Here is an 11,966-nt window from a genome sequence, read left to right on the forward strand (position 1 = left end):
CCGCGGACATTGCAGCTTATTGCACCGTCACCTTGGCTTTGCTGACGAAGAACCCGTGACCATTGCTGCCGGTGCAGGTCAGCCCCTTGGTCGAAGACTGGCAGGTGAACGGCCCCTGGCTCCAGCTGTTCCCATAGTCGAGCTTGTCTACGTCGCTGCAGCAGCTCTGTTCACCGGGGTTCTTGATCAGGGTGGCCGGCCCTTTCGGGCCGAGGATTACGGTCACGTAGCTCGGTTCAACCCGGGAGCAGCTCAGCTCCGGACCGCCGTCCTGTGGTGAATAGGTACTGGTGCCGCCTTTCGGCGTGTAGATGCAGCCGATGTTGCCGGAGGGGGCATTGAATTCGACCTGCCCTTCCGAACTTGCCGGGATGGACTGATCGCCGGCATGCGCCACAGGCAACCAGGCGAAAAGCAACAGGATTGCGGGTGCGGCTGCGCGTGCAAGCATTGGAAAGCTTCCTTGTTGGAGAACCTGATATGCATTGGTGCCGACAGCCCCAGATTAGGTTCAACCTCATGTGCGTATTTTGTCAAACGGCACTCTTCGCATAACGACCCTGCCGCGAAGGCCGTCTCAGGTCATTTCTCGGCCTCCGGCAAGCACGATGACGGTAAGTCTGGTGAGACTACGAACGGCATTTTTCAGCCGTTCAGGTCCGTCCGCGGTAAAAAGTCGACCTGTTCGGACGATTTTTTGATTCACAAAACCGTGTGCGATGCTTCCCCTGGGGAAGCCTTCAAATATACGCGTCGGCTTCGGTCAACACTTTGAAATCAAGAGAAATATCCTGGTTTTCGCCAGCTGTTTTGAAGGCTATTCAGCCTTGAATCTGTTGCCTCAGGGCAACGGCTTTCGGGGCAATCCGGTCGGCTGGGTTTAAAATTAATGGAAAATGATCAATTGGTGTTACCATCCGTAACAAAACAAAAAAGGTTTGGGCGGGATCGTGATTCGGATCGGCAGACGATCGCAGGAGTCAGTACCGGATAGACTACAAAGCGATGCCCCAGGGCGTTCGCAATTAACGCCGGTATCCTCGATGCGCAGTTTCTGGGGCCTGATGAAGGCCTACTGGGTCTCGGACAGGTGGAAAGAAGCCTGGACGCTGACGCTGGTGATTGCGCTGCTCACGGCGCTGTCCAGCAAGGCGGGCGTCTGGTTCGCCGAAGCCTCGGGGGAACTGGTCAACTCGATCGCCTTCTTCCATGACGCCGCCAACACCACCCCGCTGCGGACGCTGCTGGTCAATGCCGGCATCCTTGTCTTGCTGGTCGTGCTCAAGGATGCCGGCTTCACGGGCATCCGCAATCTTGTCTCGGTGACCTTGCACCGCAAATGGCGCGGCTGGCTGGACAGCCGTTTCAACGAGGCGTTGCTGGACGGCAATCACACGCATTTCCATGCCCAGCATGCTTCGACGGGTGCCGGCACGTCGGCTCCCGACAACATCGACCAGCGCATGCAAGAATCGATCAAGGACATGACAGGTGGCGCCATCGGCCTCGCCATGGGTGTGCTTGGCGTCGCCACCTCACTCTATTTCGTCGGCCAGAAACTGCTCGAAACGTCGGTGGAGGTGAAGGGGCTGGAATTCCTTGGCAGCTACGGCAGTGCCGTCCTGGCCTTCCTGGCAGTCGCCACCTATGTGCCCCTGAACACCTGGATCGCGGTCAAGCTCGGCGGCCTGCTAGAGCGCCTGAATATTCGGATGCAGCAGGCCGAGGGCAGCTACCGCGGCGAACTGACCACCTTCCTGCGCCGCAGTTTCCATGTCGCGGCATCGCACGGTGAAGGCGTGCAGAAGACCATGCACCGCCGGCTCTATGTCGATATCGACGGAACCTGGTCGCGGCTGAACATCGTCAACACCGTCTACATGTCATTCGAGCTGATCTACAATTTCATCGGTGCCCGCATTGTCGCCTATGGGCCGGGGCTGGTGCCGTTCATCCACAATGGCCTTGATCTCAAAGGCTACATAACCGGCTCCGAACTGGTCAATTCGCTGATCGGCCAATGTTCGTGGTTCATCCATGTCATGCCTGCCATCGCCTCGCTGCGTGCCAACAGCCAGCGTGTCACCGAACTCGCCAACGCGATCGAGAATGTCCAGCATCCGCAGGAGTTCTACGGCCAGACCGGTCAGTCGGACTTCCACTACGGTACCCAGAACCCGGTTTTTGGCCTGACCATCCAGAAGCTCGAGCTGGCACATCAGGGGGAGGACGCCACACCGTTCCTGAGCGCCGCCAATTTGCGCTTCCGCCGTGGCGAATGGACGTTCCTCAAGGGCGAATCCGGTTGCGGCAAAACCTCGCTGATCAAGGCGATCAACGGCCTGTGGCCGTATGGCCGCGGCACCATCGTCTTCCCCGACGGGGTGAAGAGTTTTTATGCTGCCCAGGAGGTCAAGCTGCAGCAAGTGTCGCTGAAGCAGCTGGTCTGCCTGCCGGGCTCCGAGTACGACCATGGCGACGCCCAGGTCGCGTCCGCGCTGCACAAGGCCGGCCTCGGCGACTTCATCGAACACATGGCCAATGAGAACCGCGAAGGCAAAAGCTGGGACCAGGTTCTGTCGGGCGGCCAGAAGCAGAAGCTGGTGGTGGCTCGCATCATTCTGCAGCAGCCGGGACTGCTGTTCCTCGATGAGGCGACCGGTGCGCTCGACCCGGAGGGCAAGATTGCCTTCCATCAGGCGATCAGGGACAACTGCCCCGATGTCACCGTGATCAGCGTCATGCATGAGGCGGTGGCGCCGCGATCGGCCGCCGGCACCGAGTTCTACCACTCGATCGTCCTGATCGCCGACGGTGTCGCCACCAAGAAGCCGCTGGCGCCGGCCTTGCCTGTCGAGCTCACCACGATTCTGGCGCAGCCACGGCCGGTCGAGGACAAATGGCTGCGTTTCTCGCGCCGGCTGAAGCAGAAATAACGATGATTTCACCGTGACTTGCCGCATCTGGCGGCAGTCGGTGATCACAGTCTCGCGATCGGAGCCATCGGGCACCGTTTTCCCTCCCCACCGCGATTGACTCGGCAAGGCGCGCTCCTATGTTGCGCCGGCTTGCTGACAGTCGAATCCGAACCCGCAAGCGGAAAGGTCACCGCGCCATGCCTGGCGACAGTATTAGTCGAACGCAACCGCCGTCCGCCTAGACGTGACCTGAATGGTTCATGTCCTGCCGGACGGCAAGGAGTGAACCATGAACGATTTTTCCCCTGTAGCGGACGACGAGGCTGTCGCCATCGCCCGCATCCTTGCAAACGACCACGTCGCCGACGTGGTCGAGGCGCTCAATCATGAATCGCGCGAGACCGCGACGGATCTGCTTTGCGCCGTACCCTTCGAGCGGCTGGTCGAGATATTCGATCAGCCTGAACTCGAGGGCGCGCCCGAACTCGCGGAGGCCCTGCCCCGTCCCAAGGCAAGCAAGCTGCTCACCGCCATGTCGGTCGACCGGACGGCCGACATCCTGCGCGAACTCGATGAGCCGGCACGCTCCGAGCTGCTCGGTGCGCTAGCGCCGCCGCTGCGCGCGACGCTGCTTTCCATTCTGGGCTATCCCGAAGGCAGCGCCGCATCGATCATGACGACGGAGTTCGTCAGCGTTCCCTCGGATTGGACCGTCGGGCGCACACTCGACTACATCAAAAAAGTGGAGCGGACGCGCGAGACCGTCTACGCGATCTACATCGTCGATCCCGAGACGCACCTTCTGGTGCGGTCGACCGGCCTGCGCCGGCTCATCACCGGTGAGCCGGAAGACTCGATCATGTCGGTCGCTCCGGACCGCGTGCCGGTAACGGTCACCCCGTTGACCGATCGTGAAACCCTGGCGCAGACGATCTCCAAATATGATCTGCTGGCCGTCCCGGTGGTCGACCATGGCAAGATCCTCGGCATCGTTACCATCGACGACATCATCGATACGATGATTGAGGAGACGACCGAGGACGTGCACCGTTTCGGCGGCATGGAGGCGCTCGACGAGCCCTACATGAAGATGAGCTTCCTCGCCATGATCAAGAAGCGTGGCGGCTGGCTGTGCGCGCTGTTCATCTCGGAGATGCTGACCGCCAATGCCATGCAGAGCTATGAGGGCGAACTGGAGAAGGCGATCGTGCTGACCCTGTTCATCCCGCTGATCATGAGCTCCGGCGGCAATTCTGGCTCGCAGGCGACCTCGCTTGTCATCCGGGCGCTGGCGCTGCGCGAGATCGGTCTTCGTGACTGGTGGCGGGTGGCATTGCGTGAATTGCCCACCGGTCTCGTGCTCGGCGCCATGCTTGGTGTGGTCGGCATCTGCCGCATCGCGCTCTGGCAATACATGGGCTTCTACGACTATGGGCCGCATTGGCCGCTGATCGCCACCACGGTAGGTGCGGCACTGGTCGGCATCGTCACCTTCGGCTCTTTGTCGGGCTCGATGTTGCCGTTCGCGCTTAAAAGGATCGGTTTCGACCCTGCCAGCGCGTCGGCGCCATTTGTCGCCACGCTGGTCGATGTGACCGGGCTGGTGATCTATTTCTCGGTGGCGATGGTCATCTTGCGCGGCACGCTGCTGTAGCGGCGTCAACTGTCTCCGCTGCCGGCGATCGGCGGCGGAGAGTTCGCCTTCAGGCCGGCTTGCCGTAGATGGCGTCGCGGAGTGCATCGGGGAAGGCGCCTGTCATGCCGGCGATTGCCGTGTTTGTCAGCGCCACCACCGTCAGCTCCAACGCCGGATCCACGAACCAGGAATGACCGTAGACGCCGCCCCAGCGCCAGGTGCCGGCGGTCTGAGGCGTCGATGCGGCGAGCGGGTCGCGCAGGACGCCAAATCCCAGCCCCCAGCCCCAGCCGGGCATGGTGGTTTCCAGGCCCGGTATTGCATCGGAGGTCATCGTCGTGGCCGTTTCGGGGCGGACGACCGGCCCGCCGCCCGATCGCAGCGCCTCGAGCAGCTTGAGGACATCGCCGGCGGAGCCATTCATGCCGGTGCCGCCCGAAGCGAAGGACGCAAGGTCGAAGACACGCCCGGGCGAGAAGGAGATGAAACCGTCTCCAAAGGGCACGCGGTGATGTTCATCCATCTCGACGGCCTTGCCAGGCCCATCGGCGTAAGGCGTCGCCAGCCGGGATCGATCGCGCACGGTAAAGGCGGCGTCGTGCATGCCGAGCGGCTGGACGACCAGGCGATCGACTAACTCCGGCAACGAGGCGCCAGTGGCTCTCGCCATCGCCTCCCCCAGCACATCCATCGCCACCGAATAGCCCCAGGCCGTTCCCGGCACATAGGACAGCGGCACCGAGGCGATGCGACGGAGATTCTCGGCCATGGAGAGGCCCGGCTGGTCGAGACCGTCGGAGACATCGGCGCGATGGTAGGGTCCATCGGCTACCTGGCGAAAACCATAGTCCAGCCCAGCGGTATGGGTCAGCAACTGTAGGATGGTGGTGACAGGCTCGCTGCCATCCGCGAGCTTCGGCCGGAATTCCGGGATGAATCTTGCCACGGGATCATCGAGATCGATGACGCCGGTCTCGACAAGGGCAAGTGCCGCGGTCGCGACGACGGGTTTGGTGACCGACGCGAGCCGGAAGATCGCATCCGCCGTCATCCGTTTCTTCGCTTCGCGGTCGGCAAGACCGGCGGCGCGGCTGTAAAGGATTTCGCCGCGCCGGGCGACGAGGATCACGGTGCCGACAATGCGTCCCGCCTCGATCGCCATGTCGACGACCCGATCGACACGTCCGCCGAAGTCATGATCGAGCGGCTTGGAACCGGTTACGGACATGAATCACCCCATCGGCGGCAGGCGAATGTCAGACGCGCACGCCGTTCTTCACCCGGTAGGTAGGCTTGTACATGGTGACGAGCTCCTCCGCCGCGGTCGGGTGCACGGCCATTGTGCGGTCGAAGTCATCCTTGGTCAGGCCGGCCTTCAGCGGAATGCCGAGCAGCTGCGCCATCTCGCCGGCATCCGGGCCAAGGATGTGGGCGCCGATCACTTTCTTCGAAGCGCCGTCGACCACCAGCTTCGTCAGCATCTTTTCGTCACGACCCGACAATGTGTGCCGCATCGGCCGGAATGTGGCGCGATAAATCTCGATATCGGGGAACCGCTTGACCGCATCATCTTCGGACAGGCCGACAGTGCCGATTTCCGGTTGCGAAAAAACCGCGGTCGCGATCGTATCGTGGTCGGGTGCGGTCGGGTTGTCCTTGAATGCCGTCTCGATGAAGCACATCGCTTCGTGGATCGCCACCGGCGTCAACTGGACTCGGTTGGTGACGTCGCCGATCGCCCAGATATTGTCGATGTTGGTGCGCGAATAGTCGTCGACCTTGATCGCGCCGGCAGCGCTCATCTCGATGCCGATGCCCTCCAGGCCCATATTCTCGGTGTTGGGGATACGCCCGATGGCCAGCATGACCTGGTCGACCGTCAGTGTCTGGCCGCTGGAGAGAAGGGCATCGAGCCTGCCGTCCGGCCGCTTGCGCACGGATTGGGACACCGAATGGCAGAGTATCTTGATGCCTTTCTTCTCCATGGTCTCGTGCAGCATGCGGCGCAGATCCATGTCGAAGCGGCTGAGGATTTCCTTGCCGCGATAGACCAAGGTGGTGTCGACGCCGAGGCCGTGAAAGATGTTGGCGAACTCGACCGCGATATAGCCGCCGCCTTCGATCATGATCGCCTTTGGCAGTTCCTTGAGGTCGAAAGCCTCGTTGGAGAAGATGCAGTGTTCGTGGCCGGGCAGCGCCGGATGCGCCGCCGGACGGCCGCCTGTGGCAATCAGGATCTGGTCGGCGGTGACGGTACGGTCCTCGCCCAGAAGATGCACCACATGCGGGTCGACGATCATCGCCCGCGAATGAAAGGCCTCGCCGCCGGCGCCCTCGACGTTCTTCTTGTAGATCGCCTCCAGCCGGCTGATCTCACGATCCTTGTTGGCAACCAGCGTGCGCCAGTCGAAACTGGCTTCTGGCACCGTCCAGCCATAGCCCGCCGCATCGGCGAAATGCTCTGGAAATTGCGAGGCGTAGACATAGAGTTTCTTCGGCACGCAGCCCCTGATGACGCAGGTGCCGCCAAAACGATATTCCTCGGCGATGCCAACGCGCTTGCCGAGTGCCGCGGCGACGCGCGCCGCCCTCACCCCGCCCGAGCCGCCGCCGATGACGAAGAGATCATAGTCATAACCGGCCATGGCGCGGCTCCTTGAACGTCGGAAAATGTGAGTGACAGGTAGGCCGCAAACGGTCAAAAGAAAAGCCCGGACAAGCCGGGCTTCACCGATGGCCGCAAAGGCCGATTTGAAAACGCAGGATCAGTTCTGCGTGCCGTCGGCAGGAGCCGAACCATCGGCGGGAGCCGTGCCATCAGCGGGCGCGGCAGCGCCGTCCGCCGGCGCCGCATCGTCAGCGGGCGCGGTAACAGGTGCAACCGGCGCATTTGCCTTGGAGGCCGCCGCCAGCGTTTCACCGACCTGCTGGGCGAGATCACGGGCGAGGCCGTTTTGCCAGATGTCGGCTGCCTTGATCAGATCGCGCGTCACGGCCGGGCCGCTGTCTAGGAGTTTCTTGCCGGTGTCCGAGCCGTAGAAAGTCGCGATGTCGTTGAGTTCCTTTTCGGAAAACACCTTCGCATAGGCAAGAGCCGCTTCCTTCTCGAGATCCGCGCGGCGCGAGGCCATCTCGATTGCCTTGTCGTTGATGGTCTTGCCGATCAACTCCTGCATGTCCGGGTTCTTCTGGATGAGCTGCGATTCGAGCGCGGCCGCCGCCTGCGGCAGGATGTTGTCGAACGAATCCGTTGCATGGATCGCTGCGATCGCCGCCCGGGCCGCCTTCAGGTGCGAGTCCGTGACGTCCTGCGAGAATGCCGGCGAGGAAAGGGCAAAGACGGCCGAAGCCGCCAGAACGACGCAAAGGCTGCGAACCCGGTTATGCAACATCATGATCGGTAGAACTCCCTGGTTTTCGGGCAGCATGGACGGTTTTGATACCGTCGCCGCCGGCGATTATGGCCGCTGACGCCAGCCCGATGAAAAGACCATGCTCGACCACGCCCGGAATGGCATGGAGAGCATTCGAAAGCGCTCTTGTATCCGGAATGCGGCCAAAAGATGCATCGAGGATAAAATGGCCGCCGTCTGTAACAAAAGCCTCGCCTCCCGTCATCCTCAATGTAAGCGGACCGGAAAGGCCGAGTTTTTGAGCCGCGGCACCAATCGCAATCGTGGTTGCGCGCAGGCCGAACTGGTTGACTTCGATGGGCAGCGGAAAACGGCCGAGTGTCTTGACCATCTTCGATTGGTCGGCAATGACGATCATACGCTGCGAAGCCGCCGCCACGATCTTCTCGCGCAGCAGCGCGCCGCCGCCGCCCTTGATCAGGGTCAGTTCCGGGTCGACCTCGTCGGTGCCGTCGATGGTCAGATCGAGCTCGGGCGTTTCCTCCAGCGTCGACAGTGGCACGCCAAGCTCGCGGCACAGTGCGGCTGTGCGCTCCGAAGTCGGCACGCCGATGACGGTCATACCGGTGGCAACCTTGTCGGCGAGCAGCCGCACGAACTCTTCCGCCGTGGTGCCGGTGCCGATGCCTAGCCGCATGCCGTCGGTGACATGAGCAAGGGCCGCCCGCGCGGCCTCGACCTTCAACTGTCTCGCATCCATGCTGCTTTGCCGCCCCGGGAAACTGATGTTCGGGCTCCTAGCATTTTTGCCGGTCGGGTCAAAGCCCTTGGACGCCTGTCCACCGGTCTGCTTGCCTTCACGCGCCGCAGCCGCTATCGCCTGCCGATGCACAAACCTGCGCAGGATGGATCATGACTCGCCCGATCATCGTGTTCGACCTTGACGGAACGCTGATTGACACGGCGCCGGACCTGCTCGACAGCCTCAACCACAGCCTGGCCGCCAGCGAGCTCGCGGCCGTCGATGAAGCCGGCTTCAGGCGCTTCGTCGGCCATGGTGGCCGCGTCATGATAGAGCGCGCGCACGCCGCCCAGCAGCGCTCGCTTGATGTCGCCGAGCACGACCGGCTCCTAAAAGTGTTTCTGGATCACTACACCGACAACATTCCCGGCAAATCCCGCCCCTACCGCGGCGTCGTCGAGGCGATCGCGCGCTTCGAGAAGGCGGGCTATCTCCTGGCCATCTGCACCAACAAATACGAGGCCAACTCGCTGGCGCTGATCGAAGCGCTCGGCCTGACCAGCCATTTCGCGGCAATCGCCGGACAGGATACGTTCGCGTTCCGCAAGCCCGACCCGCGCCACCTGATCGAGACCATTAAGCTGGCCGGCGGCGACCCGCACCACGCGCTGATGGTCGGTGATTCGCAAACCGACATCGACACCGCCAAGGCCGCAGGCATTCCGGTGGTGGCGGTCGATTTCGGCTACACCGACCGGCATGTCCGCGAATTCGAGCCCTCGGCAATCATCTCGCATTTCGACGCGCTGACAGTGGATCTGGCGCAGAAGCTGATCAACGCTGCCGCAGGATACTGATCGGCGGCCGGCTTCACTCGGAAAAACAGGCTCCAAAGTGCGGCAATCCGATCCTTGTCAGAACGCGTGACACCGCCTTGACTTAACCGGCCGGCCTCCCTTATATCGCGGCTCGCTTGGCCTTCGGGCAACGAGCGGGCGATTAGCTCAGCGGGAGAGCACACCCTTCACACGGGTGGGGTCGCAGGTTCAATCCCTGCATCGCCCACCATTTTCCTTCCTGAAATTGCACTCCAGGCCAGTAAAGCTAGCAGCTGCAACTAGCCCCCTCCCCACCAAAATTCTTCTGAGCGAAATTTAGCGCGCTGCTGTAGCTCGTATAGCTCTGGAACTGGCAGACGTTGGAGCCGTTCCGCACCTTCATCTGTTCGATATCCCAGAACGACACCTCGATGTGGTCGTTGGCGCAATAGACCGTGTACTTTTCAGGTTCCAGCGCCCTGGCTTTCTGCACGGGCATGGAAACGGCCGGGATGGAAAGCACGGACAGTGCAAGCATGACGAGACGACGCGTGCGCATAGAGACCCCCAATGAAACGCCGGCAATATGGCCGGAAATATAGAAGCGGCGCATCATGGTTTTTTGGCGGACGTCTTTTTTCCCGCGCGCAGCCGCGAGTCGATGGGCTGAATGGTGCTGTATTCCGGCTACGGAACCAACCAGCACGCCAGCGAGTTTCTCTGCGTTGAAACTTGAGGGAAAACCATGTCCAGATTTCTCGTGGCAACCAGCGTTGCCTTTCTTCTCATCGCCGGCCCGGCTCTGGCCGCGGACGAGGACCCGTTGCCGCCGCCCAACGCCAAGAAGCTGTCGGAAATCCTGGCCAAGGTGGAGCAGCGCGACGGCTTTCGCTACGTGAAAGAGGTCGACTGGGACAAAGACGCCTACACCGTCACCTACTACACATCTGACAAGGCCAAGGTCGAAATCAATTACGATCCGGTGACCGCCGAACCAAAATAGGACCCTCGACCGGCATTTCTCCTGATGTCCGCGATCGCTGGCCGGACTCGCCGCAAAATGTCCATTGTTGGCGTGTGATATCCACGTCAGGCGCGGGGCAGCGCCATAGGCAATCCTGTTGGCTTGGGGGCATGCATGCGATTTTCCGTTCGAACCGGTGTCTTGCTTGTCTGCGCCATTATCCTGGCTGGCGGCATCCTTGCCGCGCCTCCGGCGCGGGCCGAGGGGCCGTCCTTCGACTGTGCCAAGGCAAGCCTGCCGGCGGAGAAGGCGATCTGCGCCGATCCGCAACTGTCGGCCATCGATCTGCTGGTTTCCAAGGCTTATAAGGGATTCGAGCCGGCATTCGGCGGCGACAAGCGCAAGATCGCACGTGGCTTGATTGCTGACCGCAACGCCTGCAAGAGCGACACCGCCTGCATCGTCAGCGCGCTCAACAACGCCCTGCAGACCTATGGCAATGCGCCGTCATGGGTGCAGGATTACAACATCGCCCTGATCGGCAAGAAGGCTCTGGACGCGGCGGCGCACAACCCCGGCAACAAGGACCAGCCCCTGCCCTCGGCCGTCGGGCAATGCGCGACCACCCACATCAAGACGCTGACCGCGCGGCTTGGCGACGATCCGCTGGAAACAGCCACGCCAGACGCGGGCAGTGCTGCGACGTTCACCAACGGTGGCGGATCTGTCTCCTATGATCGCGAGCCTGGTCTGGCATCCTCGAAGGTCGGAGAACCCGTTGTGATGTGCTTGATTGCGATTCCCCGGGACTGCCCCAAGGACGACGACCGCGGCCGGGTCTACTATTCCATCGACCTTGTCGCCAAGGGGAGTTGGGCCCTGCCGGACTCCGAGCATTTGTGTGGCGGCGCCTGATCAGCCTGCTTCGTGATCCACGAAAGCCGCCAAAGCAGCCCGCTTGCGCCTCCCCTTGCAACGGATCGTCTTTGATGGCTGACTGGACGGGTTGACTGCGCCGGACGGGGGAATGGGCATGGCGACGGCAAAACACGTGTTAAAGCGTTTGTTGATGATGTTAGCCGGCTATCTTGTGGCCGTGCTGATAGGGTTGATAGCCGTGGCGGTAATCTACGCCGCGCTCAGTTCCCTGCCCAACGCGCCTGAGTATTTCGGTTTTGCCGTCGTCACGCCGCTCGCGGCGCTGGTGGTGCCACCGCTCGGCATGTTCATATACTTTGTGACAATCGTCATAACGGGACTGCAGACCGTCACCTTCGCGCTGATTGCGGAGTTCTTTTCGCTGCGCAACGTCCTGCTGCACATGCTCTTCGGCGCTGCGGCTGCCGCCGGCGGGTTTTTCCTGATCTGGCCGAATTCGCCAGAGGACATGGATTCAGCGCGCTGGGCCGACATCGGCATCATTGCCGCTGCCGGCCTGATCGCCGGGCTGGTCTATTGGCTGATCGCCGGGCGCGACGCCGGCTTTCGACGTCCGCTCATGGAGCGCTGAAGCATTCCGGTAAAACTGTAAAAGC

At 61.9% G+C, this 11,966-nt stretch carries 12 protein-coding genes and 1 tRNA gene; 7 read left to right on the forward strand and 6 right to left on the reverse strand.

Annotation, left to right across the window (positions count from 1 at the left end; translation table 11 throughout):
- Positions 1-16: 16 nt before the first annotated feature.
- Positions 17-451: a hypothetical protein gene (locus tag A3A9_RS0128540; RefSeq protein ID WP_027061685.1), complete on the reverse strand. Its 435-nt coding sequence runs from the start codon at positions 449-451 to the stop codon at positions 17-19.
- A 592-nt stretch (positions 452-1,043) separates the two neighbouring features.
- On the opposite strand from A3A9_RS0128540, the gene A3A9_RS0128550 reads away from it, so the two are divergent.
- Positions 1,044-2,936, forward strand: coding sequence for an ABC transporter ATP-binding protein/permease (locus tag A3A9_RS0128550; protein WP_027061686.1), 1,893 nt, complete (start codon positions 1,044-1,046; stop codon positions 2,934-2,936).
- A gap of 271 nt (positions 2,937-3,207) precedes the next feature.
- The gene (mgtE, locus tag A3A9_RS0128555) at positions 3,208-4,572 is read left to right on the forward strand and encodes a magnesium transporter (RefSeq protein ID WP_027061687.1); all 1,365 of its coding nucleotides are present in this window, start codon (positions 3,208-3,210) and stop codon (positions 4,570-4,572) included.
- Between the two features lie 49 nt (positions 4,573-4,621).
- Here mgtE and A3A9_RS39660 read toward each other — a convergent pair whose 3' ends face one another.
- From A3A9_RS39660 to rpiA, 4 genes are all read right to left on the reverse strand, one after another.
- Positions 4,622-5,782: a serine hydrolase domain-containing protein gene (locus A3A9_RS39660; RefSeq protein WP_033838847.1), complete on the reverse strand. Its 1,161-nt coding sequence runs from the start codon at positions 5,780-5,782 to the stop codon at positions 4,622-4,624.
- 28 nt (positions 5,783-5,810) lie between these two features.
- Complete coding sequence (gene gor / locus A3A9_RS0128565; protein ID WP_027061688.1) at positions 5,811-7,199, reverse strand: glutathione-disulfide reductase; 1,389 nt, start codon at positions 7,197-7,199, stop codon at positions 5,811-5,813.
- Between the two features lie 120 nt (positions 7,200-7,319).
- The gene (locus A3A9_RS0128570) at positions 7,320-7,949 is read right to left on the reverse strand and encodes a DUF2059 domain-containing protein (RefSeq protein ID WP_033838848.1); all 630 of its coding nucleotides are present in this window, start codon (positions 7,947-7,949) and stop codon (positions 7,320-7,322) included.
- Positions 7,936-8,667, reverse strand: coding sequence for a ribose-5-phosphate isomerase RpiA (rpiA, locus tag A3A9_RS0128575; protein ID WP_027061690.1), 732 nt, complete (start codon positions 8,665-8,667; stop codon positions 7,936-7,938). The genes A3A9_RS0128570 and rpiA overlap by 14 nt, the downstream gene beginning before the upstream one ends.
- 152 nt (positions 8,668-8,819) lie before the next feature.
- Here rpiA and A3A9_RS0128580 point away from each other — a divergent pair, with 152 nt between their 5' ends.
- On the forward strand, positions 8,820-9,506 hold the full coding sequence (locus A3A9_RS0128580) for a phosphoglycolate phosphatase (RefSeq protein WP_027061691.1): 687 nt from the start codon (positions 8,820-8,822) through the stop codon (positions 9,504-9,506).
- Between the two features lie 136 nt (positions 9,507-9,642).
- A tRNA-Val gene (locus A3A9_RS0128585) sits at positions 9,643-9,717 on the forward strand.
- Between the two features lie 36 nt (positions 9,718-9,753).
- On the opposite strand, the gene A3A9_RS0128590 is transcribed toward A3A9_RS0128585, so the two are convergent.
- Positions 9,754-10,173 (reverse strand): hypothetical protein, encoded by a 420-nt coding sequence (locus A3A9_RS0128590; RefSeq protein ID WP_152536196.1) that lies wholly within the window; start codon positions 10,171-10,173, stop codon positions 9,754-9,756.
- A 39-nt stretch (positions 10,174-10,212) separates the two neighbouring features.
- On the opposite strand from A3A9_RS0128590, the gene A3A9_RS0128595 reads away from it, so the two are divergent.
- The 3 genes from A3A9_RS0128595 to A3A9_RS0128605 all read left to right on the forward strand — a co-directional run bounded on the left by A3A9_RS0128595 (position 10,213) and on the right by A3A9_RS0128605 (position 11,941).
- Positions 10,213-10,470, forward strand: a complete 258-nt coding sequence (locus tag A3A9_RS0128595; protein WP_027061693.1) for a PepSY domain-containing protein — start codon at positions 10,213-10,215, stop codon at positions 10,468-10,470.
- Between the two features lie 135 nt (positions 10,471-10,605).
- Entirely contained in the window at positions 10,606-11,346 is a 741-nt protein-coding gene (locus A3A9_RS0128600; protein WP_051371227.1) for a lysozyme inhibitor LprI family protein, read from the forward strand.
- A 112-nt stretch (positions 11,347-11,458) separates the two neighbouring features.
- Positions 11,459-11,941 (forward strand): hypothetical protein, encoded by a 483-nt coding sequence (locus A3A9_RS0128605; RefSeq protein WP_027061695.1) that lies wholly within the window; start codon positions 11,459-11,461, stop codon positions 11,939-11,941.
- The last annotated feature ends 25 nt before the right edge of the window (positions 11,942-11,966 follow it).

The sequence above is a fragment of the Mesorhizobium loti CJ3sym genome, assembly GCF_000472785.1.
Lineage (GTDB): Bacteria > Pseudomonadota > Alphaproteobacteria > Rhizobiales > Rhizobiaceae > Mesorhizobium > Mesorhizobium loti_E.